This window comes from Vibrio sp. R11-SG3-ISO9, from assembly GCF_059834255.1.
Genome location: NZ_JCBDGU010000057.1, coordinates 89,736 through 113,470, shown reverse-complemented (window position 1 = coordinate 113,470; position 23,735 = coordinate 89,736). Strand labels below are relative to the sequence as shown.

Below are 23,735 nucleotides of genomic sequence, written 5' to 3'. Positions count from 1 at the left end.
TTATTAATCACGTCCCAAGAGCATTCTGGTAAAGGCATCTCTCGATTCAGGAGTGCTATCTCTGTCTACCACGTAATTTACATGGGCACTGAACTTAGAAGATGGAGATAGCTCAATACTCCAAAGCGCGTTGATTTGGTTTGGCACCATCGAATATCGAACATCAATAATTCGTTGTTGGTTATGAGGGTCTTGGGCAATAAAGCCATCGGAGAAACGCGAAAACCGCTCAACATCGATCATTTGCTGACTGCCTTGTTCAAGCCATGGTAGATCAACTGGAACATCTAGCTTTGGTACAGACTCTCCCGGATAGGTTTTTATATCGGCCCCTACCCTAACCGCATCGACAAAATAGGTGTCATTCACTTCATAAACGACTTTCCAAACAAGGAGGTTGGCTAACGTTGGTTTTACTTCCACTACTACAGGAGTATGTTGACGCTCGTTAGCTAGCACCAACCCAGCAGCTTCCGCTCTATCTTTCTGTATTCCCCCAATAATCAAATAGACAAATGTCCAGCTCATCGCCACCAAAGCGAGCTTCGAACTGTACTTCCAGAAAGCGAAAGCAACCAATACCAATAATGGCAATGTAAAAGCCGGGTCGATAACTGAGATTATACTAAAGGCAACGCGTTCATCGGATATTGGCCAGAACAGCTGCGTTCCGTAGCTGGTACAAGCGTCTAACATGCCGTGTGTACCGTAACCCAGCGCACAATAGAACCATGTCCGCTGGAAAGATAGATCGCACCGCTTTGCAAAAATGAAATAGAAGACTAACGCGCAAAGCAAACTACCAAAGGGGATAAACAACAAGGAGTGGGTAAACTGTCGGTGATACTCAAGAAACAATAACGGATCTTGGCTCGAACGGATGAGAACATCCAAGTCGGGTGCCATACCAGAAAGCCCGCCCAAAACCGCGGCAGCCCTCGAGTGCTTCCTCTTACTTACTGACAGTGTCAACGCTGCGCCCAGCATCCCTTGCGTCAATGGGTCCATTTATAACTCTTTGATAGCATTAATCTAAATGACTCATACTATTTAGAGTAGACGTATTTATTAGCCTATGTGAAGGCAAGCCAACATTTTACGTACAACACAGAAGTTGAGATCTACTCTTACCTACTTACACGGTTTGAGATTGGGCAAGGAGTGCAGACTCTCGAATCTGCTTCTCTTTGAAACTCGATAATATAAACATCATTAGGTAACCAGAACACAATGCGATAATGATCGCCACGACATTGTCAGTAAACGCCGATATTACATAGAACATAACAACCAGCGTCGCGATACCTGTTAAGCGAATAAATAGGCTTGTTTTAAAGTGTCCGTTTGCTTTGATGTAAGCCAGTTGGTAGGCGTTTAGCATCATAAAAATAAAGAAGATAGAGAAGTGGAACAACACTGGTGTTGCGCCTGCATACTCAGCTGGGAAAAGCGCTTCAACAAGGTTTGTACCGAACAACAGCATCGTCAAGAAAAACGCACCGCTGACAATAAATGACAACTTAAACACCCATCGACGGATAAGCTGAATCTCAGAGAATTCTCCATTTCGAACCTTCACAGACAGTTCAGGCAGAACAAAGCGGTAAATTGGGAATACGAATAACATCGTCATGTATGTGAAGACCGGACGCACCACAACCTGAAAATCACCCAATTCATCAACGCTGAAGTAGCGAATAGTCAGCAACACAGCAATGTAAATCATAAGAATGCTCGCTCCTGCTTCGAGTGTCGCAGTAAAGCTCTTTTTCACATAGCCGTACATGTCTGAATTAAGCTGTACAGGCTTGATTGGCAGAGTCGATACCTCTTTTCTTCGGCTGATATACATATAGAGCGCCGTTATCAACGAAGATATGGTCAAACCATAGAACAATGCCGTTAACGCACTGAATCCAGCAATATAGTAAGCGAATAGAAACAGAGTCACGTTCAACGCAGGGTCAAGCCAAGTGGTACGGTTAGTAATATCGTATAAACGATACATGGCAACTAAATTGGTAAAGTAGAGCTTCAGCCCCAAACCAAAAATGATGCCCACCAACTGCAAGTATTCGACACCGATATCCAAGCTGTGCTTGATGTAAGGAATCACCCCACCCCACGTCATTAGGACGACAACAATAAGAGTAAAGCGGAAGATATTGATAATATCGATATCATTCTTGGTTTGAGAATACGTCACGACCATGGATGAGCGGAAGCCCGTCATCAGTATCATGGACAGAGAAATGATATCAACGACAGTATGAAAGAGCGCCAAATCGGCTTTTGCTACCCAGCCGGCAAGCCAGATCTTAAAGGTAAAACCTATCGCAATGCTGATTAATGTTGCCCATATACCGGAAAGAAACGCCTTCTTTACCTTGGTGACTGATTGTGAATGCATTTCGAATACTACTGTCATAGGTGAGATTTTCACATAGTATTGAAAGCTATTCTCATTTACAACAAAACTCTGTTGCAGCTCTTATAACATTGGCTATGCAAGAAGCCAGATCAAAAGCATGTGCACTTTCTTAAGAAATTGAAGGAACAATCCGTTTGTAGACAGCACACACGACAACGTCTCTCTACACAAACTCATCATGATTGCTTAGGCGCTAGGCTGAAAGTATGTCGCCTATAGGTTAGACGTGACACTGTCCCTTTAGCATCAAATAATCGAATAGACATTACTCACCCAAAAGTTAAATAAGGAATACAGCTTTGGAATGAGCGAAAAACTTGTCAATGTTCAGCCTGAACATTCCTTTCTAATAGCGTCTTGAGTAGCAGAAATGCAGCGCCACTGTACGTGGCCGTGCTACAGATTTAAGTGGAACTCACGAAACTCTCTTGGTGAATATCCGGTACTTTTTTTGAAGGTGTTCGAAAAGGTAGACAGACTCTCGTAGCCGACATCAGCGCAGGTATCAGTAATCGAGTGTCCTTGCTTTAAAAGTTCTTTGGCTTTTGCGATTCGCATACCCCGTAGGTAGTTTCTTGGCGTCAGACCATACAGTTGCTTAAAAGTACGAACATAATGAAATCTAGACATAAAAGCAGCCTGAGCTAAATCATCCAGCTCGAGTTTTTGAGCATAGTGCTTTTCCATGAACGCTTTAGATTGCCTGATTAGGACATAGTGTCGCTCAGGCGTTGCTATGTCATTGTACAAGCGATCTATCTCTTGTTCATAGAATGTCTTAGGGGTTGATGCCATCGTGACCAAAACCGTCGATTAGGGATAACAGGAAGTTTAGCATGAGATGAAAATAGAAATGTAAGGAGCGCCAGACTCTATGACGCGCCTTCTAGACATAAGTTAGCGATAGACTAAAGCATCTGCATCAGCTGAATGTAGTTCCCGCACGTGTCATCAAGAACCGCAATCATGACATTGCCCGCTTCTCTCGGTTCTATTGAAAACTCAACGCCGAGAGCAATCAGCCTTTCATACTCTTGTTGTACATCGTCCACAGAAAATGATGTCCATGGAATACCCGCATCTTTTAGTGCTTGTTGGTAGTGACGAGCTGGCTCGAATGCCATTGGTTCTAACAACAGCTCAACACCTGCTTGCTCTTGTGGGGATACCACGGTTAACCACTTGTATTCGCCGAGTGGTACTTCTGTCTTCTTAATAAAGCCAAGTACATCAGTATAGAACACGAGAGCCTTATCTTGATCTTCAACAGGTACGCTAGTCACAGTTATTTTCATTGTTGCTTTCCTCAATCATTCGAATAACAACATCTTAGAATACGAGTCTTTGAATTACTTATTCTAAATTGCTTAACTATCAGCGAGACGTCCACTTATCACCATTGAACCAATGAGTGGCTTAAGCATTGACTGCTCTGAGCCTAAATCTTCACGCACCGTACAGAAAACATATACTCCTTGGTGCTCGTCGTTCGTCTTATTTCATTTTTGTGTGCGTTCCACCATGAATACGCCAAAGTACGGATATACGCCTTTTTGTCTGTCGCGCTGGTGCCTGTCCAAAACTCGCTGTAAGCACCTTGTGTGATGTACCAACCATTCCATTTCACACCGGCAGGACGAGCGAAAAAGCGCTGTCTATTAAGTTGCGACTCGTCGACTTTACTAAACAAACCATCAGCTTGGTGTTCTTTTAATTGAAGCCCAATGTTTTGCTCTCCTCCACGCCAACCTTCAGTATTAAGCTCTTGTTCCGCCATACCGAGCGTTTTTTCTAACACCATCCAATCTTCATCTGTTGCAACTCTCCACCCTAAAGGACATAACCCTCTAGCGTCAGCAACGTCATGCCAATCGTATAAACGACCATACTTGAGTAGATTCTCCGGATTATCTTCAGGGATGGCAGCAGAGCTCGCATCAGATCCGTCTTGAAACTTAGTGCTTCTTAAGTTTTCTGCAAACCACACTTGATTACCGATGGTGACGGTTCGGTAGACATTACCTTCCGAGTCTTGAACCGTGTCTGACAATTCATGTAGTGCTTTATTGGTTTCGTTCGCTGAAGTTGTTGTAGCTAGGCTCATACAGACTCCCAAAGATAGAATGAGTTTTTTCACAAGTAGTGCGCCGAGTTTGAGTGCATGAACAAAGCTTAGCTCTAAGCGTTTGTTCAAACTAGACGACATACTCTCGAAAACTTGCCCATTAATCTCACGTAGACAAATGAGTGCCTGCTATGCGACGCCCTCTACCAAGCCTTTAGACTGAACCCACTGTTTTGGGGATTGACCATATAAGCGTTTGAACTCTCGACTAAATTGCGATGAACTGACATACCCTACTTCCATCGCCGCTTCACTAACATTTGCGCCAGCCGCAATTTTCATCGCAGCACTATTGAGACGCATCGACTTCATAAATTGTATTGGAGACATTCTGGTTGCTTGCTTAAACTTACGATGCAGCACCGCCCTACTCATGCCCACTAACGATGCGAGTTCATCAATAGTTACGTTCTTATCGAGGTTTGTAGACAAATGCTCAATAGCACGCGTAATCCCATTTCCTACACCAAAAGCCTTTCTGATTGACGAACCACACTCACCTTTCAGCAATGTGTAGTAGAGTTCTCTTAAGCGACTTTCCCCTAAGACCTTAGAGCTAGTGACATTGTCACTTATTTGAACAAGTCGGTATAAAGCTTCTGTAAACTCCTCGTCCCAATTCGAAAGCAATAAACTTTGCGGTTGCACGTTGCTTTTTGACGCTGGCGCAACATCTAGCATGTTCTCCATTTCAATCGTGAGCTCTTTCATCACGTTTGTATCGAGAGATACATACACACCAATCAATGGATCTTGTACAGACGCTTCTGGTGTCCCAGCCTCAACCGGAAGCGAGGCAACACAACACATATATTGCTGGCTATCGTAAACAAAACGGTCGCCCTCCAATATCGCTTCTTTTTTCCCATTCAAAATCACAATCAAAGCTGGGTCGTAGATTGCAGGCGCACAAGGGACTGCATTCGTCACCTTGAATAGTTGTACGCCTTTAATTCGGCTTTCAAACATACCATCTGTCGTTAGCCTGTCGGCAACCAAATCTTTTAATTTCTGCTTCATCGAATTACCTTAAGCCAGCAATGATATTAATAGGCAATAAATAGCGACTATTCCGCCTACGAGCCATTCCTATTGAGAGTTATAGTTCATTTTGTGCGGAATTACTACATTAGGCAGCGCACTCAATTATGCAATCAAGGTGTTTTTGTCTCTTCAGAGTCGTAAATCAAAACGAGGTTAATACAATGGCTACTAAACAATTTGGTAATAAAGGCTGGACGCCCGATAACATTGGTTCTCTTGCTGGAAAAACCTATGTCATTACAGGTGCTAACAGTGGGACCGGCTATCAAGCAACACGCATACTTTTATCAAAAGGTGCCAAAGTTGTGATGATGAACCGTAATCCAGATAAGTCGCTAATGGCCATTACAGAGCTTAAAGAAACACTAGGGACGAATATAGATATCAGCTTTATCACCATGGACCTCAGTAGTTTAAGCTCTGTGAAGAAAGCCGCATCACAACTTCTAGATGAGGTAAAAGAAGTTAATGCGCTGATATGTAATGGTGCCATCGCTCAAGTGGCTAAACAGCAACTCACTATTGATGGCTTTGAGAGCCAATTGGGCGTTAATCATTACGGTCATTTCTTGCTATGCGGTTTGTTGTATCCGCGCATAGAAGCAAGTAACGGGCGAATCGTCGTTGTGGGCAGTACCGCATATAAAATGGGGAAGAAGCGCATTCAATTTGAAGACGTCAACTTTAATAGCAAATATACAGCTTGGGACTCCTACGCGCAAAGCAAGCTTGCTCAAGTGATGTTTGCTTATGAATTACAACGCCGCATCCAATCACTTGGCAAATCGGTACAAGTTCACGTGTGTCATCCAGGAGCTTCAAGAACAAACTTGCTAAAAGACACGGCAAGTACATTCAATAAAGTCTTATGGGCTGTGATGTCTAGATTCATTGCTCAATCTGCTGAGAAAGGTGCTTGGCCCCAGTTGCTATGTGCAACACAAGATGGACTGACGTCCGAAACCTTGTATGGGCCAACTAAACGCGCTGATACCGTAGGGCCTGTAGACGTCAATAATCTTGACAAAATCGCCCTAGATGAAGAGGCGGCGGAAAGACTCTGGACGCTTTCAGAAAAAGCGACATCTTTTACTTGGGATCTTAACTCCCCTAGCCTCACACCAGATATACAGAAATCAAACTCTTGATTCGATGTAAGTTTAGAGGCATCAGCAGGACGTAACGCTAACTTGGGCGCGACGTTCTACAATGAATTGCGGTGTTAGGTTGTCAATGTTCAGGCTGAACATTGACAAAAAGCAAGACACAATCGCAGTCCAAAATTAGTCATCTAGACGATTAATGATATGACGAACAGAGCCCAATACGTCGGATGCCATCATCCCGACTTGTCCATACGTATTGGCATTGTGATCAGCAGCCATACTGTGAATGACGCTACCTAGTATTGCTGCCTCAATAGGTTGATACCCTTGTGCTAATAGTGACGAGATGACGCCAGCAAGTACATCCCCCATCCCACCAGTCGCCATCCCAGCATTACCTGCGTGACATACTACCGTTTTGTGGCCATCACTAATTAAGGTTCCCGCCCCTTTAAGTACAGTGACACATCGATATTTTTGACATAGCTTTTTAATAGAGAGATAGCGATCGGCTTCAACTTCTTTGACACTGCAATTGAGCAACATTGCCGCTTCACCAGGATGGGGCGTAATAACTGTATTCTCTATCGGACGGGCATCTAAGTTATCATGCGCTAACCAATATAAGCCATCCGCATCTATCACTTTAGGCATGTCATAAGCTCGACTCATAACCGCTTCATAAACATGCTTACCCCAATCGAGTCTACTTAAACCGACACCCACACAGATACTCGTGCACCATTCAAGTCGTTCTGATAGTTGCTCGACATCTGACACCATAGCTTCAGGTAACAAAGAGCGCATAGGAAAGCAGCTAGATTGATGGACAATAGAGGCCAGCAACCCCGTCCCGGAACGCAACGAAGCTGCAGCGGCAAGATACGCAGCACCGCTCATGCCGTCACCGCCGCCAACAACCAACAAACGCCCATGGCTACCTTTATGTGAGTCTTGTGCTCTCACTTTCAACCTATCTAGCCATCTCGAACTCGTGAGCAAAGCAGTTGGTGCATTATGATCAGCAAAGGCTCTATCTATGCTTAACCCTGCAAACAACAACTCCCCAACATGACTTCGAGCTTGAGCAGTAACTAAGCCTCTTTTGAGGGCAATAAAGGTGACAGTCGCATTTGCCTTGACCGTCGTGCCAAGCTGTCTACCGGTATCACTATCTAGCCCCGATGGAACATCGATTGAGATAACAGGGCAGCTAGACTTGTTCAATGTGGTGATGACGGACTCGGCATACGCCCTCAGTTTGCCTGTAAGCCCCGTGCCCAAAATCCCATCAACAATGAGGTCGATACTATCGTCTACTTCAAAGTTTGGTTCCTGCACTTTGCCGCCAGCAGATAGAAAGAGTTGCTGTGCAGACTTTGCATCTCCACTTATCTTTTGAGGTGAACCCACTTGCCATAAAGTCACCTTGTATCCCGACATCAATGCTAGTCTTGCAACAACATAGCCATCGCCGCCATTGTTACCAGTTCCAGTAACCACCAAAATACGGCGACAATGCTCATACCTTTGCTGAATGACAGAGAATACTGACTCTCCAGCTCGCTCCATCAATTCGTACATGGGAATACCGAGAAGTTTAGCGACTCGTTTTTCTCCCTGTCTTACCATATCTGATAAGTACAGCTCTTCAGGTAATTCTGGTGTTGCCAAGCTTGTAAACATGAGAGGCCTCAAAGACTAATGTTGGGTTCTACTTATTGAAAAGCATATAACATTGTTTATTGGTTTGATGTGTCCCGGCGAGCAACATCTGGTACAAAAACTATTTATACAAAGAAACAACAATAAAACGTGTCAGTGTTCAGGCTGAACATTGACAACATCTCAAGCCGAAAACCTTTCATCCAGGCGCGATAGGTAGTGGTAGGTATACTAAACAACCTCCGCTTACTCTTTATATTGATATAGGGTTAAATGATGACAACGAGTTCCTGTTCTTTAAATCTTCAAAGGCAGTAAGCAATAGAGTAGGGAAGGCTAACAAGGTTTGAGGACAAGTAACATTACCTTATGTTCAGGCTGAACATTGACAAAAAAAGCACCTCATAGGCGGGATAGATGGGGTAGGTTACTAAATGGTAACTGCTTGTCACTAAAGGAAATCACTTCTATATTTGAAATGGTTTAAGAATCCAATTTCGATAAAAAGGGAACCAAATGGGACATTCAAGTAAACTCAAGGCCGGGGATTCATTTCCTACTATTAATGCAACCTTACTCGACGGAACAAATGTCACCTTAGGTGAGCCAAAGTCAGGAATGACATGGCAAGCTGTATTCGTTTATAGGGGCAAGCACTGTCCATTATGTACAAAATACCTAAATGAGATTGAAAGCTATAAACAAGCCTTCAATGATGCTGGTGTCGATATTCTTGCAGTCTCAGCAGACGCAAAACATCAAACAGAAGAACAATTAGAGAAACTCGACATCTCTTTCCCAATTGCGTACGGACTCACCGAAGAACAAATGAAAACACTCGGTGTATACATTTCGCTTCCACGTTCAGAACAAGAAACCGATCATAACTTTGCAGAACCTGGATTGTTCGTCGTTAATGAAAAAGGGGAGTTACATGTCGTTGATATTTCAAATAACCCTTTTGTACGTCCAGAACTGGGGGCGTTAACGCGCGGATTAGCTTGGATACGAGATCCCAATAACCATTACCCAATTCGCGGCACACTAGATTATTAGCCTAGAATTGACGTAAAAAAGCCAGCTAAGTGAGTAACTTAAGCTGGCTTTTGTTTATCTAGAGTAAAGTTAAAATTATTTAAGTTGTATGTTGTGGTCTTCCGACCAGGCACGTAACTCTTCAAGGATACCCAATGCTGTTGAACCAAACTCGGTCAGTTCATAGCTCACTGCAATAGGGCGGTCACTGATGACTTTACGAATAATCATGCCCTCAGATTCGAGCTCTTTCAATCGTTGGTCAATCATCTTCTTGCTCGCGCCTCCCAGCATTCTCGCTAAATCATTGAAACGGACAGGACCATCTTTCAAGTGATAGATAATGGAGCCTTTCCACTTACCACCAATTAAACGCATGCCTTTTTCTATAGCACACGGTTCCGTGCAGACATTAGCAACCGTTTTACGACCTTTAGTATCTATAGTGATGGAGCTTTGCATAATAAATACCCCGATAAACTTCTACGTTAGTTACAAACTATGCTTAGTATACAGCAAGTCCATACTGCACGCGTTTTCAGTATTACCTATTAGTTATGAAAGCAACCAATCGAAGGCCTTTTCACGCCAATAGTAAAAATCTTAAATCTAAGCCTAACCAATGCAGATTTAAAAATGCGCCATAATATGAGCTTCAAAGCGTTCGAAATCACGTTCAATATCCGCATTTTTCATTACATCGAAACAAGAAAAAGTCGGAAGAGAAGTCATACCAAAGAAACGAAAGTTTGCATGCATGTGGAACATAAGATCATCAACACCTTTGCCTTGGAATAGATATTCCTTGTCATCATCAAACGACTCTTCAGGAGCATTAAATGTCAGTGATAGCATGTACTTTGTTCCAGTTTGAGTGCCACCTGTACCATAGTTTTTCTTAGGATCGCTTTCACTACGACCATCGAATGCACAAAGAGCGCCCCCCATACCTGCAGTAAACACATCATCCATATACTTTTTAAATGACCATGGTACAGACATCCAATTGACAGGAGATTGGATAATCACTCTGTCGGCCCATGCAAAATGTCCAAGCTGTTCCTCAACATCAATCTCATCTTGCATAGAAACCGTGCGAACCTCATAGCCTTTACTCTGTAAAAGTGTTTGAGCTTTATCAACTAGACTCGCATTCAAACGACCTGGAGAATAAGGAGAAACTTCGTGCGCGTTAATAATCAGTACATTAGTCATTTTCATTACCTTTAACTATCGTAAATTAAATAGGGGAGGGGAGTTCCCATCCGATAGTGGTTTATTATGGTAACCTGAAAACAACTTTCAATTAGTATACTTTTAGTAACCTAGTCAAATCTCTAACAACTCATTGATAAAGATAGAAAAAATTATTTTTCCGATCATTAGTCATCCAATCAAATATGGTTACATCGATCGGAACAATGTCAATGTTCACTTTGAACACTGAATTTAACAACAATGAGTGATACTACGAATAATACGAGATAGTTAAAATGTTACGTCGTAACGTACTGGTGAGGTTTGATGACAAAAATAAACTACTTACTGAAAAAACGATCTCAATTTATATGATCACTAATAGGAAAGAACAAAACTAATCGTTCCTTAGGTGGATTATTAATGAAAGCAATAAACTAAAACTCTTTAGAAACATCTATATTATGATCTTTATACTGAACACAATATCATCAATAATCGGTCAATGTTCAGCCTGAACATTGACAAAAAATTAACATACCAAAGTACTTACTACTTGAGTTACTTATGATCAATTGGTAACAGTGTAACGAGCATGATTATGGTCTTAACTTTACGATCGAAACATCATGAAGGTTCTACAATACCTTCTTCTAAGCATATCAACTTCGTTAAATGTTTATATCTAAGAGGTAGAGGATAATGACATTTGACGATCTTAAATTTTTAATTCCATTTAGTTTATTGAAACAAAAATTTAGCCTATCACTTTAAGCTTAAATAACGAACAAAAAGAGCATTAAACAACTGAAGTTTGTCGATAAACTCAACAGCTCATTGCAAAACTCTCTTGAGTTTTGTGATGAGATTTTGAGTCACCGACAAAACCTAAGTGAAGTTGGTAATTTTTTAAAACTAGATCCTAAAGGTTCTAGTTTCTTAGTATGACGCTTTAAGTAACGACATTTACCGATTAAACGTAGATATTAGCCGATTGGATATAAATATTTACCGATTATCTAATGACATTAGACGATCGCACATATAAACATTTGCCGAACACGATTGTTTTAATATAAACATTAACCGATGATCTATGAAGTAAGATCTTAATTTGTTGAAGCTCAATGATCTTCAGGCGATCCAAGCACACAAAGTAACCACAATACGTCTCATAAGGGAAGAGATCGGTAAATAAAGATCAACCTATAAGAACTAAACATTTACCGAATCAACTAAACATCTACCGATGTTTATAGGGGGTTATTGTGATCAACTATCAATATTTACCGATCTAGTATAGATATTTACCGAAGTTAATGAGTTAATCGAAGATCTCTGTTAGACTGATAAAATCGTATCCATAGGTAATGATCATGACTTCATCATCCAGCTTAACCGTTATTAATGAAGAAGATCGAAAGAATCGATTCATCTCATCCATTTTGTTTTCTAGAGCAACGATTTTTCATCCCGCATCTCGGTTAACGTCAACTATGCAGTCCAAGTTGGTTGAGATTGCGCAAAATGGTGGTACGGATCTTAACTATCCATTAGAAAGTGTGAACATCAATAGCTACGGTAAAAATTTTAGAGTTGATCTTCATGTTGACTATTTACTGCAACCTCACCGCGATATCTTAGAAACCATGTTGGCTTACGCACAAACGATCCAATTGGATGACTCTTCTTATGAAGCTGGTGCACGGCTGACTTGGTCACAGGTATATCAAACAATTACCGATGGCGATGTTTCGGATACACAAGAGGATGGCTTCGATTCATTTATTGATCGAGATGCAACCGTTCTATCGATGAGTATGTATGAATTGGCTACGCGAATGGGCATGGCAACGACACGAGCTAACTACGATCAAATTGAGCGCAGAATCACTCAATTGGCAACTGCACATCTAGTGATCAACGAACTCGATGATGATCAAAATGTCGTCGGTAAAAAACCACTAGAGTTTGTACAAGATTACCGATTCTATTGTGATCGCAGTAAATTCAAAACGGGTCGTAAGACAACCAAGAACTTAACCAATCATGTATTTTTGGTTCCTGATATGCGTCTGCTGCAGGCCATTCGTGACCACGGTTACTATTACCGACTCGAACAACACAAAATGACGAACTACAGCAAGCCGTCAGTACGCTCATTTTTGAAATACATAACCACACATAAAGCTGAGTTTTTGCATAACAAGAAGTTTGAGTGGGCGCTTGATAGCTACATTCAATCTATCGCTTCGAAAGTCAGTCATAGCTTCCGTAGTGATCTTAGAAAAGATCTTTTAGCAAATGCAGTACAAATTGAAAAAGACTTCAGTCTACAATTCCGAGATGTCGGAAATGGTATTCAAATTTTCTATATCGGAGAAAGTGAATCATGATAACTCAGTCTCTTGATACGCTGATGTCGTCACGTGCAAGTCAAGAAATGAGCTTTAGCTTGAAAGGTTTACTTAAAGGTCATGTGGGGATGTTGATAGCAGCTCCTAATGTCGGTAAATCTCACTTAGCACTGTGTATCGCTATGGAACATGCTTCTTCGATGACGCTATTGGGTATGAGTGCAGCCGATAGGCCCGCCAAAACACTGGTCTTGAGTTCGGAGGATGGGGCGGGTGTTATTCAAACCAGAATGAAAGATAAGCTAGCTAGTTGTACTCCTACAATTCGCTCTGAACTGAAGAACAACTTGCACTTCATGACCGATATTGAGCCTATCGTCATACCACCTGATTGCTCACACCAAGAACAATTAGAGCATCAACAATACTTGGCTCAACTTAAAGAAACATTCGCTCAATTTGACCTAGTGATCATCGATACCGTAACTGAAGCAATCGGGCGATGTGAGGAAGTGAAGCACGACAGATTGATTAAGAATGTGTTTCAGGCGCTAGCCAATGACTCAGGTGCAAGCCTATTACTAGTTCACCACGTGAACAAAGATGAAATTCGTGGCAATCAAGAGATAACCATGGCGTCTGGAGCAGGGCTTACATCGGTAATGCGTTTGACCAAGTGTTTATTTACCTTGAAACGCAGCAAAGACTTAATGTCGATTAAGTACCTGAAAAGTAATTATCTACCAGAAAACGAGAATCAAGAGTTTGCGGTTGAGGTTCGCCAAAGCCTAACCATAAACCCAGAGTTGTATAATCCGAAAGCACGAGCTAGCAGCAAAGGTGTTAGAACGACGACTCGAATTAAAGCCGCGCCAAAATCCATTACACTGTCCGGGACTATCCCCGAGCAGGAAGAGATCGAAGAGCGCAAGAACTTGCGTGATGTTCTCTAGTCATTCTCTAGTGTTAAGACCTTTCTATGAGCAGCTCAAATTAGAGCTGCTTTTTTTGTATGGGCACGTTTGACCTGTCTACAGGTTTCAGGTTTAGACTCCGCGCCTTAATTCAATAAGTCGAAGTGGGGTCTATTAAGGTGTATCAAAGATTATCGAGCAAACAAGCTGTATTGAGTCAGTGGTTTCAATCGCTGCCAATGACCGCAAAAGGTATTTTTCTCGCTCTTTTTTCAACGGCGCTTTTCACATTAGTTGCGGCGTTGGTTCGTCAATTAAGCGATGACTATGATGCTTTTCAAATCCTATTCTTCCGACAACTCGTTTTCGTGCTTCTACTTGTCCCTGCAATGCGCAACAACATGAAAGTACTGTTAAAGCCGAATAAGGTTAGGCTTCATATTCTTCGCATACTTGGAGCGTTTACAGCGCTTTATTTGGGGTTTGTCACTGTCAGCAATATCGCCTTCGCAGACGCGACGGCTCTCGGGTTTTTACAAGTCATTTTTGTCGCGCTTATTGCTCGTATAACCTTGAAAGAACAAGTGACGACGCGTCGCTGTCTTACCATCACCTTAGGTTTTACTGGTGTGATGTTGGTGGTACAACCGTCGTTTTCTGGAAATGAGTTCGTTTATGTTATGACAGGTGTGGCGGCAGCGATAGGAGCGGCTATTGCTGTCACCTGTGTTCGTGCCGTTGCACAGACTGAACCGAAGATAACGTTATTAGCCTATCAAGCGGTCTGTGTTGGCTTGATTGCACTGATTCCGGCAATTTATCAATGGCAAACGCCGACTATTGAGGATCTCCTATGGCTTCTCTCAATCGGTGTGATTTCTTCTATTGCTCAATACGTTGGGATCTCGGCTTACAAATGGGCGGAGGCAAACATTATTGCTAATGTGGAATATGTGAAGATCATTTACTCTGTTCTGATAGGGTGGATGCTTTTTTCGGAGCTTCCTAACATGTGGGCTTTCGTAGGTGTGGTAACCATTCTAGCGAGCGCAATCATCCCCATGGTTTGGTCATATTTCGAGTCAAAAAAGGAGTCATACGTTGATGCTGAGCATTAAGCAATTCTGCGAGAGAATGAAGGTATCTCGTTCAACGGTTCTTTACTATGAAAGACAGGGGCTTTTGAAACCCTCATCGAGATCGTCAAGTGGCTATCGCCAATATAATCAAAAGGACGTTGAGCGCTTCTCTGCCATCTTGGCGTATCGATCTTATGGTATCCCAGTATCGAAAATTGAGTCTCTAATGATCGATGCTGAGGGAAAAGAACGAGATGTAGCCTTAAGACAGCAGTTCGCTGCACTTGATAGAGAAATACAGAAGCTGCGTCAGCAACAGCACTCTATTCTTGCTCTGCTCCAAGAACCTGATGGACTTGAACAAGGGTTAATGACCAAGGAGCGCTGGGTGGAAATTCTCAAACAGTCGGGAATGGATGACCAAGATATGCATAACTGGCACAAACGATTTGAACAAATGGAGCCGCTTGGTCATTTGAAGTTTCTTCAGTCACTCAATATTGATGAAAGTGAAATCGAGGCTATCAGAACCTGGTCACGCGAGCCTTAAAATAAGACTTCGAATAGTCGTTTACTTCAATAAACGTTTTATCAACAAAGGCTGCAAGTAGATTGGTAGTTGCAGAGCGCCAACAAGAGGCAAGAACAGCGGTCCAAGATAAGCCCCCGCTATGGTGTAGGTAAGGAGCACGTTGCGGTTTCCCGACGTGATAGCGGCAATCATCGCGCCATCGCGATCGGTAAATTTGAATATGAGGTAAGTGGCCACGAAAAAGCTCACACACAAAACAAAAGCCAGCATGAAAAGGTGTAACGCGTGCTCTGGGTTTGAATCCCACAATTGACGAAAGTCGCCCATTAATCCGAGCGGGAAAAGAAACACCAGCATTATGTTGTACTTAGCCAGCTCAGCATGCACTTTTTTGATCTTGGAGAGATCGATGAAGGCATGGATCACGAAGGAGAGTGCAATAGGGCCGACGATATAAACGATCAACTTGATTAGGTAGGCCTGCATGTCCAACTCAAAGTGATCGTTGTAAGCCCACCACAGCGTTGCGTAGAGAGCCACAGGCTTCAAGAGCGTTGATGTGATGGTGTATGTCATGGCTGAAAAGTAATCTAAGCCAATTGAGCGTACAATCGCGGGAGTGGCAAACAGGGAGCCAGTAGCCGCAACCCCTAACATGGCTAAGGCGTGATCCTGATTTAAGCCGAACATCATTATCACCGCACCGCAGAGCGCGATCATGCCGAAGGTATGTATTACGGCATAGAGCCAGCCTTTTGGGCGAACTAAGGATTTGAGTAGCGCTTTTTGGTCGAGTCCGACCAAGGTGAAGAACATTAAAAAGAATAAGACGAACGGCAATATCTTAAACACATGCATTGAGATGCCAGGAACAAGAAATCCTAGAAAACAGAATGCAATGAGTAACCATGGGGCTTTACTTGATATGTAGTTGAGCATATTACCGTTTTAAGGGAGGGGAGAGTGCCTCCTTAATCCTTTATTTGGGCTGTACTAACAGAAGAGCGTTTTACCAGTATTGGCATAAACAGCTTGTGTTCTTTCAGTTGCGTTTGTTCTTTATTTGCGAGCTGCAATGACAATTTCACTGCTTCGTCTGCCATCACTTGAATTGGGTAACGAATGGTAGTTAAACGCGGGTAGATATAGCGAGCAATATGGCCATCATCGAAACCTATCACTGACATATCTTCAGGGATACGAACCCCGTTTTCTTGCAGTAGCGTCATGCATCCTGCTGCCATTGAATCGTTATAAGTCGCGACTGCTGTGATCGGTGTATTTCTCGCCATCAAATCGACCATGGCTTGTTCGCCACCGGTTTCATCAGGTTCACCGTATTGGATGTACTCGTCACGGGGTTCAATACCATTATCACGTAGAGCGTCTAGGTATCCCTCACGACGGTCGCGTGCATCATCAATGTCGTGACTAGAACACAGGTAACCAACGTGTTTGTGACCATTACGGATAAGGTGCTCCGTCGCGATATAAGAGCCCTGACGGTTATCAAGAGCAATACAGCGTGGAGCGATATTTTCCACAACTCGGTTGATGATGACCATGCCGGGGATTTCTTCTGCAAGTTTAGTGAGCTCTGCATCCGACATACCTTTGCTGTGCACTACTAACGATTCACAGCGACTGTTGATCAGCAAATTGATGGCATTGCGCTCTTTGGTTGCATCATGATAACCACTGCCCACCAGCAACTGCTTTTCTTGCTCACTCGCAATGGTATCTATGGCCTTGATCATAGAGCCAAAAAACGGTGCAGACATGTCATTGACTAACACACCTATAGCGTTAGAAGACTTACTTACGAGTGCACGTGCATTGGCATTTGGGCGGTATCCCAGCTTTTCCATCGCATTTTTTACAGCAACAATCGCTGCTTCGCTGGTGTGAGGGGCATTGTTGAGCACTCGAGAAGTGGTAGCGATCGATACGCCAGCCTCTCTTGCGACATCTTTTATGGTGGCCATAGGGGACTCAGAACTAATAATTTTGAGCTATTTAACAATGTGTAGCAGCTGAACTCAAATAGTTAAGTAATAATTGTCGTTATACATCATGAATTTGAATGAAAAGCATGCCCATTTGAGCATGCTTGATGATCTATTTTGGCTTTGAACGAACATTCAGTGAATCGCAGAGTGAATTATTGAACAGTAAGTGATTGCTTACTTGATTTCTGAAGTAGATCTTCTTTCATCTCGTTTGACGACTGGTAGCCGTAGTAATACCAAAGCTTTTTGTTGGTGAGGCGATAGTTATACAGAACCTCTCTCATCCACTCTCTTCTTGTGTCGCTTAATAGTTGGTTTAGTTGCAATCTTAGCTGCTTCATGGTGCCTCCCATGTGTGGTCTCTTTGCGTTTCAGTCTAAGTTCACAACCCAAGGGCCGGTAATCGTATGTGTTCGTCTTTAAGTACATTTCGATTATTTCTTGCTAAAATTTATACGTTTTTGAATCTATAAGTACAAAGTGTTCGCGTATGAAAGGCAGTTTAGAACGAGTACCACAAAGAATTGGCGTTTCGTGGCGATATCGTAAGATTGAAGAATCGTCAAAGAGTTATGGCTGGCATCGCCATGAAGAGTACGAGATTGCTATCCATCGTAACTTTTCAGGTAGTTGTTTCGTTGGTAATCACATAAGTGAAGTGTCACACAACCACATGGTTTTGTTGGGTTCCGGCCTTCCGCATGCGATCTATTCAGACTCTGTCGAGGATTCAAAGCAGTGTGAGACTCATGTAATCTGGTTCCGTAAAGAGTGGATTGAATCTTTAATTCATCTTTGCCCTGAACTCACATCATTAACAGACCTCCTCAAAGATGCACACCGAGGTGTTCAATTTTCCGAGAAAACCACTGAGCGAGTTGTCGCTCTGCTAGGCAATATTCTCGATTCTTCGCCCATACAACAGCTTTCCGACTTGCTGGCAATCTTCGGATTATTACTGGGAGATGATGGTGCCGTTCGACTGATAAATGCGAGTACTTTGAAGGTGGACACTAATGCTAGCAAGACTCATAAGAACCTAGAAAAAATTGACGAATATCTTCTGTCACACTTCAATCAGAATATCGCGCCAAGTGATCTCGCTGAGTATTTGTTCTTGAGTGAAAGCAGCGTGCGTCGGATCTTTGCAAAACACTTCAACGAAAGTTTTAGTCAACGGCTTAAAAAGATTCGATTAAACGTAGCTTGCGATATGTTGATGAATACAGACCTACCGATTGGCATCATCATCGAAAAAGTTGGCTACGATAATCAAGCTAACTTCAATCGACAGTTCAAAGCCTATAAAAGAACTACACCTACCCAATACCGCCTAGCGATGAAGAGTGTTCGTTAGCGAGAATAAAACATGGACACACATAAGATATACAACCTATCTACAAAATTCCGATGGTAAGGAGTGCTGCTAAATCACAACATTGCAAGAGGTTGTTGTGGTTTTTTAAGTTGCTGATTATGATGGGATAATTTTTTGAAGATTGCCTTTTTAGAGAAAGGATTATGAGTTGGTGACTACTAGACTATGAGTGACAGAGAACAGGAAAAAATTTATCACAGCCTATTAGGTAAGCTAACACTCGTGTTTTTATGCATCGTACTGTCAAACTCGGCATATTCAACACAGCTGAATTGCGAATTGATTTCTGAATACGAAGATATAAATGTAGATACTAGGCAGAGTACAGTTTCAGAGTTCATTTTTGGAGTGGTGCGCAAAGAACAAGAAATGAAACTAATTACAGAGCTTACTAATGAAATCTATCAAGGTCATACAAGCTTTGATGGATACCTGAGTATTAAAGATTGCGTCGGAAACTCTGATAGTCATTTCATTCAACGTAATCGGAATGTAATACTTACTACTCTCCTAGGCCAGGTAACCAGTTTTTCTGATGTTGCGCCAGCGTCTTTAGAAATGGAAAGAAGCTTCGCAGAAACTGTTTTAAAACAAGGTGATAATTATGAACAATCTGGCGCAATAGGTGCAGTCAAAAGATTTCAAGATGATCGTGCTGTCGATGCTTTGTTTGAGTTGATTGTTACTACAGAGCGGCAGTCATATGTTCGTATAGCATTGTCATCGATATATTCGATAAGAAGTAATTATGCTCAACAAAAATTAATTAAAGCGAAGGAAGTTAAACCTGAATTTGAGTCAGTAATTGACGAATATATAAACTATTGGTGATAGCAGAAAGAGACTACTACCTAGTTGATTAATCTATCCACACAACAATAGTAAACAATGATGAAGCATTATACAGTTAGCAAGCAAACCCTAAAAAATATTGCTTATAATGGATATTAGGTCGATCCATATTAGTAATAATAGTTTGTTTAATATTGGTTCATCTGACCTAAAAATAAAAACATGAGACTATTTGTATTTGGAGTATATAACCACTATATGTCGATTTTTCTCACCGTGAGTTGCTTGTATGGCAAACGAAAGGTGATTCCCTTGAGTAACAATTTAACAAAGAGGCTTTTTGAGTGATGAATAGTATTTTCAAGAACTACCTTGAATTGTATGGCGAGCCCACTCGTAAAGCTAAATATAAATCTCCAGATGGAAAAGTGATTCAGATTTTTAAGTGGGACGAAGATCAGACCGATGAAGGGGTAGTGATGTATGCAACGATGGGAGCAAGCATTACTCTTGGAGATAAAGAAGAGAGCTGCGAGTTCTTTATCGGGTTAACGCCGGATGCGGATGATATAGCCGATGCGTTAGCTGAAGTTGCGTTATATGGGAATGGCACTACCCATGTACCAAATAGTGGAGATACGGTTACGTTATCTTATGACCTCTGGCATGGTACCAAGGCAAGATCTTTTATGTTTACAGATGGGGATGAGATAGTTCCGTCAACAAAGGATGAGCATGGTAGACAGATTTGGTTTATTCAACTGGTGCCCTTATTTGAAGAAGAATTAAGTTATAAAAAAGAGTATGGAGAAGATGCTCTCTGGGGGGCGTTTGAAAATGCTGAAGTGCCTTATTGGAGCTCGTCGAGATCGAGTTTATTTGAGTAAGTTTCAAATTAAGATATAGAACTATCAAACTTCGACATACGTTGCAATTATTAAAGAGTAATTTGATTAGAAACTATGATTAACAAATTTCATGCTATCGCTTCAACATGGCTCTTTTTATTGGTGTTGTTCACTACATTTGATACCTATGCAAATGGAATTTATGTTGAAGATGTTCTAGTCCCCGTAAGGGAGGAGCTTGGTAAGTCAAGAGGGGACGCAGGTTCTACAACGATTTTTGTATTAAAAAGTAATGATAAGATCCAGTTACGCGTAAAAGATTTTCATCAACAATACGATAAATTTTTTCCTGGAGGGGCGTATTACGACAAGAAAGTGCTCGTTAAATATGCTCCTTTATATAGAGATAGCGATATATATCTAGTTAATAGAATTGAGTATAATGGCGAGCCTATATATGATGGGATTCGAAGCTTAAATATATTTGATTATGCGATATTTATTCTATGTGCCCTGCCTATGATTATAAATAAAATTTGTCTTAGAATGGGTATAGATATCAAAAGGTTATTGAAATCGTCAGGTTAAAAACATCTTTATTTCTTTAATATGATTAAGTGAGCAAGCAAAACCTTGAGGAGCTGCTCAACTATTAAGTCAGCTATTTGATATATTGTTATTACTTGTTTGATTAAGTCAGGTGGGCAAAGGCTCGCAGGAAGTGAAAATGCTATCGAAAAACACCACAGGGTTGATTGTTGTTGATGTGCAAGGAAAGCTTGCGAGCTTGATGCATGAAAGCGACGCTAACATTGAGAATACGACGAAGTTAGTTAAAGGCGCTAAAGCGCTCGACTTGCCCATTGTATGGCTGGAGCAAAATCCAGAGCGTTTAGGTCCAACAGCTGAGCCGATTCGTGAAGTGCTGGCAAAAGATCATCTTGCCATCGCTAAATACACTTTTGATGGATGCAAAGAAGCCACGTTTAAATTGGCGGTGGAGAATACTAAGGTCGACACATGGCTAATCTGTGGGATCGAAGCACATATCTGCGTTTATCAAACGGCTTTATCTCTGCGAAAAATGGGTTACCGAGTGGAGCTTGTAACGGATTGCACAGCTTCAAGAACGGCAGCAAACAAAGCGCTAGCTATGGCTAAACTCACAGCGAATGGTGTTGGATTGACGGGCGTTGAAATGTGTTTATACGAAATGGTCGAAGATTGCCGTGCCCCAGAGTTTAAAGCGATCTTAGCGTTGATTAAGTAGTACGTTGATATTCAATAAGCACAACCTTCAAACGAGGAGCGCGTTTGCTCACGAATAAGAGACACGATATTCTTGTTAGTTAACCAGTAGTTACTTATAAATCAATCGTTATGTCATTGCTCAATTATCGTGTTAATCAGCTCCACTTTGGTCATCCGCAAGAATCTTTACAGCTTGAGTCTATTTCTTTAGGAGAGCTCGAAGAGGGTAAGGTTAGAGTTGAAATTGAAGCGACGAACATTAACCCTAGTGATTTACTCTCGATTCATGGTGTAGGGCAATATAGCAAGAACCATATCCCTCCGAGAGTTCCTGGTTTTGAAGCGGTTGGACAAGTCATCCAATCTCGTAGCCCTGAGTTTTCTCCCGGGGAGCGTGTGGTGGTTGCAACGAGTGGTACTTGGCAACATTATATTGATACCTCTCCAGACAACCTCTTTCGTGTCCCTCAATCTTTAGATTGTGGTTATGCAAGTCAGTTATATATTAACGCGCTCACCTCGTGGGTGTTAACGAGTGAGATTGCAAAGCTCACTATTGGAGATTGTCTCATCATCAACGCCGGAAGCTCCGCAATCGGCAAAATCTTTGCTCAATTGTCTCGTTCTTTAGGTTTCTCGCTTATTGTGGTGACAACGCGTCCTATCGATTATCCCTATGACTCTCCATATATCATTGATTCAAAACAGGACTTAGCGTCCCAGATCCACAAGTTAGGTGCACCAGTTCCCAACGTTGCATTTGATGCGATTGGCGGGAAAGCTGGAGAGGCATTGCTCCGAACATTGGAAAAGGGAGGGACGTTTGTCAATTATGGAACTCTTTCTTTAGAAATTTATCCCCCTTCATTTTTTAGAAACGCCAAGAGGTTGGACATTGAGTTCAGTACGTTTTTTCTTCGCTACTGGGAAAAGCATGTAGGGAATACCGTGCGACGTGAAGCGTTTGAAAAGATGTTAGAGCACTTTTTACGCCATGGGGTGAGGCTAGATGTCGAATGCTGCATGTCGTTGAAAGACGTGCACAAAGCAATTGAGCTTATTGAATCCGATCAACCTCTATCAGGGAAAGTCATTCTCACGGTGTAATAGTAACCACTTTGGAGGTGGTGATTGGTAATCTTAAAGGCTCCTGTCACATCTTGTATTGTGTTAGTATGCTGACTCTTCCTATATTGCAGAGGTTTCTATGACTCTCAACCCTCTATTGAAACAGCCCCGTATCCACTGACTCGTTAAGTTTTTGATTATAAAAATTTAAATTCAAACGAGTTAGAGGTAAGTATGCAAAAGAAACATTGGTCAAAATTCCAATATTTACATCAAGTGGTTTCCAACCCCAATATCTTTGTGAAAGGCGAGCACAGTTATTACAGTGATTGCTGGGATAACGGATTCGAAGAGTCTGTTGTTCGATATTTGCATGGGGATGAGGTGAGTCGTCAATGGGAGCCTCGATGGGAAATTGATCAGTTGTACATCGGCGACTATGTGTGCATCGGTGCTGAAGTGGTTATCTTAATGGGCGGCAACCATACTCACCGAGCGGATTGGTTCTGTTTATATCCCTTTATGGAGCACATTGAAGAAGCCTATATCGGTAAAGGTGATACCCACATCGGAGATGGCTCTTGGCTTGGTATGAGATCGATGATCATGCCTGGTGTATCTATCGGCGAGGGTGCGATTGTGGCTGCAAACAGCGTGGTCACTAAAGATGCCCCTCCATACAGCGTTGTGGCTGGCTCACCGGCAAAAGTGATTAAGTATCGTTTTGAGCCGGAGGTCATCTCAGAGCTTATAGAACTGAAGGTGTATGATTGGCCAACAGAAAAATTTGAAGCTCTGAAGCGGCACTTGTGTTCATCGGATCTAAGCGAACTAAAAGCTGCGATTTCGGACTACGATTCAAATCAAGACTAACAGCAAAGAAAAGCGCCAAGGTTATGCCTTG

25 protein-coding genes are annotated in these 23,735 nt (G+C 42.1%); 13 read left to right on the top strand and 12 right to left on the bottom strand.

Annotated elements, in window-relative coordinates:
- Window positions 1-3: 3 nt before the first annotated feature.
- The 6 genes from AC6R05_RS23725 to AC6R05_RS23700 all read right to left on the bottom strand — a co-directional run bounded on the left by AC6R05_RS23725 (window position 4) and on the right by AC6R05_RS23700 (window position 5,576).
- The gene (locus AC6R05_RS23725) at window positions 4-1,008 is read right to left on the bottom strand and encodes a metal-dependent hydrolase (RefSeq protein ID WP_500648887.1); all 1,005 of its coding nucleotides are present in this window, start codon (window positions 1,006-1,008) and stop codon (window positions 4-6) included.
- 127 nt (window positions 1,009-1,135) lie between these two features.
- Window positions 1,136-2,410, bottom strand: a complete 1,275-nt coding sequence (locus AC6R05_RS23720) for a hypothetical protein (protein WP_500648886.1) — start codon at window positions 2,408-2,410, stop codon at window positions 1,136-1,138.
- 417 nt (window positions 2,411-2,827) lie between these two features.
- A complete protein-coding gene (locus tag AC6R05_RS23715; protein ID WP_500648885.1) occupies window positions 2,828-3,226 on the bottom strand; it encodes a helix-turn-helix domain-containing protein in 399 nt (132 codons plus the stop codon).
- A 113-nt stretch (window positions 3,227-3,339) separates the two neighbouring features.
- Window positions 3,340-3,726, bottom strand: a complete 387-nt coding sequence (locus AC6R05_RS23710) for a VOC family protein (RefSeq protein WP_500648884.1) — start codon at window positions 3,724-3,726, stop codon at window positions 3,340-3,342.
- A gap of 143 nt (window positions 3,727-3,869) precedes the next feature.
- A complete protein-coding gene (locus tag AC6R05_RS23705; RefSeq protein WP_500648883.1) occupies window positions 3,870-4,535 on the bottom strand; it encodes a fibrobacter succinogenes major paralogous domain-containing protein in 666 nt (221 codons plus the stop codon).
- A gap of 150 nt (window positions 4,536-4,685) precedes the next feature.
- On the bottom strand, window positions 4,686-5,576 hold the full coding sequence (locus AC6R05_RS23700; RefSeq protein ID WP_500648882.1) for an AraC family transcriptional regulator: 891 nt from the start codon (window positions 5,574-5,576) through the stop codon (window positions 4,686-4,688).
- A gap of 185 nt (window positions 5,577-5,761) precedes the next feature.
- Here AC6R05_RS23700 and AC6R05_RS23695 point away from each other — a divergent pair, with 185 nt between their 5' ends.
- Window positions 5,762-6,748: an SDR family oxidoreductase gene (locus tag AC6R05_RS23695; RefSeq protein WP_500648881.1), complete on the top strand. Its 987-nt coding sequence runs from the start codon at window positions 5,762-5,764 to the stop codon at window positions 6,746-6,748.
- Between the two features lie 135 nt (window positions 6,749-6,883).
- Here AC6R05_RS23695 and AC6R05_RS23690 read toward each other — a convergent pair whose 3' ends face one another.
- The gene (locus AC6R05_RS23690) at window positions 6,884-8,392 is read right to left on the bottom strand and encodes an NAD(P)H-hydrate dehydratase (protein WP_500648880.1); all 1,509 of its coding nucleotides are present in this window, start codon (window positions 8,390-8,392) and stop codon (window positions 6,884-6,886) included.
- 495 nt (window positions 8,393-8,887) lie between these two features.
- Between AC6R05_RS23690 and AC6R05_RS23685 the strand changes: the two genes are divergently transcribed.
- Complete coding sequence (locus AC6R05_RS23685) at window positions 8,888-9,427, top strand: redoxin domain-containing protein (protein ID WP_285466345.1); 540 nt, start codon at window positions 8,888-8,890, stop codon at window positions 9,425-9,427.
- A 75-nt stretch (window positions 9,428-9,502) separates the two neighbouring features.
- On the opposite strand, the gene AC6R05_RS23680 is transcribed toward AC6R05_RS23685, so the two are convergent.
- Window positions 9,503-9,868 (bottom strand): winged helix-turn-helix transcriptional regulator, encoded by a 366-nt coding sequence (locus tag AC6R05_RS23680; RefSeq protein ID WP_150873065.1) that lies wholly within the window; start codon window positions 9,866-9,868, stop codon window positions 9,503-9,505.
- A 168-nt stretch (window positions 9,869-10,036) separates the two neighbouring features.
- On the bottom strand, window positions 10,037-10,621 hold the full coding sequence (locus tag AC6R05_RS23675) for an NAD(P)H-dependent oxidoreductase (protein ID WP_285466346.1): 585 nt from the start codon (window positions 10,619-10,621) through the stop codon (window positions 10,037-10,039).
- A 1,352-nt stretch (window positions 10,622-11,973) separates the two neighbouring features.
- On the opposite strand from AC6R05_RS23675, the gene AC6R05_RS23670 reads away from it, so the two are divergent.
- The 4 genes from AC6R05_RS23670 to AC6R05_RS23655 all read left to right on the top strand — a co-directional run bounded on the left by AC6R05_RS23670 (window position 11,974) and on the right by AC6R05_RS23655 (window position 15,503).
- Window positions 11,974-12,999, top strand: a complete 1,026-nt coding sequence (locus AC6R05_RS23670; RefSeq protein ID WP_032550802.1) for a hypothetical protein — start codon at window positions 11,974-11,976, stop codon at window positions 12,997-12,999.
- Window positions 12,996-13,913, top strand: a complete 918-nt coding sequence (locus AC6R05_RS23665) for an AAA family ATPase (RefSeq protein ID WP_032550803.1) — start codon at window positions 12,996-12,998, stop codon at window positions 13,911-13,913. Before AC6R05_RS23670 ends, AC6R05_RS23665 begins: the two co-directional genes overlap by 4 nt.
- A gap of 200 nt (window positions 13,914-14,113) precedes the next feature.
- The gene (locus AC6R05_RS23660; protein ID WP_500649026.1) at window positions 14,114-14,992 is read left to right on the top strand and encodes a DMT family transporter; all 879 of its coding nucleotides are present in this window, start codon (window positions 14,114-14,116) and stop codon (window positions 14,990-14,992) included.
- Window positions 14,979-15,503, top strand: coding sequence for a MerR family transcriptional regulator (locus AC6R05_RS23655; protein ID WP_500648879.1), 525 nt, complete (start codon window positions 14,979-14,981; stop codon window positions 15,501-15,503). Before AC6R05_RS23660 ends, AC6R05_RS23655 begins: the two co-directional genes overlap by 14 nt.
- A gap of 21 nt (window positions 15,504-15,524) precedes the next feature.
- On the opposite strand, the gene AC6R05_RS23650 is transcribed toward AC6R05_RS23655, so the two are convergent.
- The 3 genes from AC6R05_RS23650 to AC6R05_RS23640 all read right to left on the bottom strand — a co-directional run bounded on the left by AC6R05_RS23650 (window position 15,525) and on the right by AC6R05_RS23640 (window position 17,835).
- Window positions 15,525-16,343 (bottom strand): hypothetical protein, encoded by an 819-nt coding sequence (locus AC6R05_RS23650; RefSeq protein ID WP_500648878.1) that lies wholly within the window; start codon window positions 16,341-16,343, stop codon window positions 15,525-15,527.
- Window positions 16,344-16,456: 113 nt separating this feature from the next.
- On the bottom strand, window positions 16,457-17,470 hold the full coding sequence (locus AC6R05_RS23645) for a substrate-binding domain-containing protein (RefSeq protein ID WP_500648877.1): 1,014 nt from the start codon (window positions 17,468-17,470) through the stop codon (window positions 16,457-16,459).
- 176 nt (window positions 17,471-17,646) lie between these two features.
- Window positions 17,647-17,835, bottom strand: coding sequence for a hypothetical protein (locus AC6R05_RS23640; protein ID WP_500648876.1), 189 nt, complete (start codon window positions 17,833-17,835; stop codon window positions 17,647-17,649).
- Window positions 17,836-17,984: 149 nt separating this feature from the next.
- Here AC6R05_RS23640 and AC6R05_RS23635 point away from each other — a divergent pair, with 149 nt between their 5' ends.
- The 7 genes from AC6R05_RS23635 to AC6R05_RS23605 all read left to right on the top strand — a co-directional run bounded on the left by AC6R05_RS23635 (window position 17,985) and on the right by AC6R05_RS23605 (window position 23,704).
- On the top strand, window positions 17,985-18,851 hold the full coding sequence (locus tag AC6R05_RS23635) for a helix-turn-helix transcriptional regulator (RefSeq protein ID WP_500648875.1): 867 nt from the start codon (window positions 17,985-17,987) through the stop codon (window positions 18,849-18,851).
- A 186-nt stretch (window positions 18,852-19,037) separates the two neighbouring features.
- Window positions 19,038-19,703 carry a hypothetical protein gene (locus AC6R05_RS23630; protein ID WP_500648874.1) on the top strand — a complete coding sequence of 222 codons (666 nt, stop codon included), beginning with the start codon at window positions 19,038-19,040 and terminating at the stop codon, window positions 19,701-19,703.
- Window positions 19,704-20,011: 308 nt separating this feature from the next.
- The gene (locus AC6R05_RS23625; RefSeq protein WP_253895658.1) at window positions 20,012-20,551 is read left to right on the top strand and encodes a suppressor of fused domain protein; all 540 of its coding nucleotides are present in this window, start codon (window positions 20,012-20,014) and stop codon (window positions 20,549-20,551) included.
- Window positions 20,552-20,626: 75 nt separating this feature from the next.
- A complete protein-coding gene (locus tag AC6R05_RS23620; protein WP_500648873.1) occupies window positions 20,627-21,100 on the top strand; it encodes a hypothetical protein in 474 nt (157 codons plus the stop codon).
- A gap of 139 nt (window positions 21,101-21,239) precedes the next feature.
- Window positions 21,240-21,782, top strand: coding sequence for a hydrolase (locus AC6R05_RS23615; protein ID WP_500648872.1), 543 nt, complete (start codon window positions 21,240-21,242; stop codon window positions 21,780-21,782).
- Between the two features lie 110 nt (window positions 21,783-21,892).
- Entirely contained in the window at window positions 21,893-22,870 is a 978-nt protein-coding gene (locus tag AC6R05_RS23610; protein ID WP_500648871.1) for a zinc-dependent alcohol dehydrogenase family protein, read from the top strand.
- A 195-nt stretch (window positions 22,871-23,065) separates the two neighbouring features.
- The gene (locus tag AC6R05_RS23605; RefSeq protein ID WP_285466358.1) at window positions 23,066-23,704 is read left to right on the top strand and encodes a CatB-related O-acetyltransferase; all 639 of its coding nucleotides are present in this window, start codon (window positions 23,066-23,068) and stop codon (window positions 23,702-23,704) included.
- Window positions 23,705-23,735: the final 31 nt, after the last annotated feature.

Excerpts from the sequence above, each read along its gene's own strand:
- AC6R05_RS23725 (WP_500648887.1), bottom strand. The coding sequence starts at position 1,008 with ATGGACCCATTGACGCAAGGGATGCTGGGCGCAGCGTTGACACTGTCA.
- AC6R05_RS23720 (WP_500648886.1), bottom strand. The coding sequence starts at position 2,410 with ATGCATTCACAATCAGTCACCAAGGTAAAGAAGGCGTTTCTTTCCGGT.
- AC6R05_RS23715 (WP_500648885.1), bottom strand. The coding sequence starts at position 3,226 with ATGGCATCAACCCCTAAGACATTCTATGAACAAGAGATAGATCGCTTG.
- AC6R05_RS23710 (WP_500648884.1), bottom strand. The coding sequence starts at position 3,726 with ATGAAAATAACTGTGACTAGCGTACCTGTTGAAGATCAAGATAAGGCT.
- AC6R05_RS23705 (WP_500648883.1), bottom strand. The coding sequence starts at position 4,535 with ATGAGCCTAGCTACAACAACTTCAGCGAACGAAACCAATAAAGCACTA.
- AC6R05_RS23700 (WP_500648882.1), bottom strand. The coding sequence starts at position 5,576 with ATGAAGCAGAAATTAAAAGATTTGGTTGCCGACAGGCTAACGACAGAT.
- AC6R05_RS23695 (WP_500648881.1), top strand. The coding sequence starts at position 5,762 with ATGGCTACTAAACAATTTGGTAATAAAGGCTGGACGCCCGATAACATT.
- AC6R05_RS23690 (WP_500648880.1), bottom strand. The coding sequence starts at position 8,392 with ATGTTTACAAGCTTGGCAACACCAGAATTACCTGAAGAGCTGTACTTA.
- AC6R05_RS23685 (WP_285466345.1), top strand. The coding sequence starts at position 8,888 with ATGGGACATTCAAGTAAACTCAAGGCCGGGGATTCATTTCCTACTATT.
- AC6R05_RS23680 (WP_150873065.1), bottom strand. The coding sequence starts at position 9,868 with ATGCAAAGCTCCATCACTATAGATACTAAAGGTCGTAAAACGGTTGCT.
- AC6R05_RS23675 (WP_285466346.1), bottom strand. The coding sequence starts at position 10,621 with ATGACTAATGTACTGATTATTAACGCGCACGAAGTTTCTCCTTATTCT.
- AC6R05_RS23670 (WP_032550802.1), top strand. The coding sequence starts at position 11,974 with ATGATCATGACTTCATCATCCAGCTTAACCGTTATTAATGAAGAAGAT.
- AC6R05_RS23665 (WP_032550803.1), top strand. The coding sequence starts at position 12,996 with ATGATAACTCAGTCTCTTGATACGCTGATGTCGTCACGTGCAAGTCAA.
- AC6R05_RS23660 (WP_500649026.1), top strand. The coding sequence starts at position 14,114 with ATGACCGCAAAAGGTATTTTTCTCGCTCTTTTTTCAACGGCGCTTTTC.
- AC6R05_RS23655 (WP_500648879.1), top strand. The coding sequence starts at position 14,979 with ATGCTGAGCATTAAGCAATTCTGCGAGAGAATGAAGGTATCTCGTTCA.
- AC6R05_RS23650 (WP_500648878.1), bottom strand. The coding sequence starts at position 16,343 with ATGCATGTGTTTAAGATATTGCCGTTCGTCTTATTCTTTTTAATGTTC.
- AC6R05_RS23645 (WP_500648877.1), bottom strand. The coding sequence starts at position 17,470 with ATGGCCACCATAAAAGATGTCGCAAGAGAGGCTGGCGTATCGATCGCT.
- AC6R05_RS23640 (WP_500648876.1), bottom strand. The coding sequence starts at position 17,835 with ATGAAGCAGCTAAGATTGCAACTAAACCAACTATTAAGCGACACAAGA.
- AC6R05_RS23635 (WP_500648875.1), top strand. The coding sequence starts at position 17,985 with ATGAAAGGCAGTTTAGAACGAGTACCACAAAGAATTGGCGTTTCGTGG.
- AC6R05_RS23630 (WP_500648874.1), top strand. The coding sequence starts at position 19,038 with ATGAGTGACAGAGAACAGGAAAAAATTTATCACAGCCTATTAGGTAAG.
- AC6R05_RS23625 (WP_253895658.1), top strand. The coding sequence starts at position 20,012 with ATGAATAGTATTTTCAAGAACTACCTTGAATTGTATGGCGAGCCCACT.
- AC6R05_RS23620 (WP_500648873.1), top strand. The coding sequence starts at position 20,627 with ATGATTAACAAATTTCATGCTATCGCTTCAACATGGCTCTTTTTATTG.
- AC6R05_RS23615 (WP_500648872.1), top strand. The coding sequence starts at position 21,240 with ATGCTATCGAAAAACACCACAGGGTTGATTGTTGTTGATGTGCAAGGA.
- AC6R05_RS23610 (WP_500648871.1), top strand. The coding sequence starts at position 21,893 with ATGTCATTGCTCAATTATCGTGTTAATCAGCTCCACTTTGGTCATCCG.
- AC6R05_RS23605 (WP_285466358.1), top strand. The coding sequence starts at position 23,066 with ATGCAAAAGAAACATTGGTCAAAATTCCAATATTTACATCAAGTGGTT.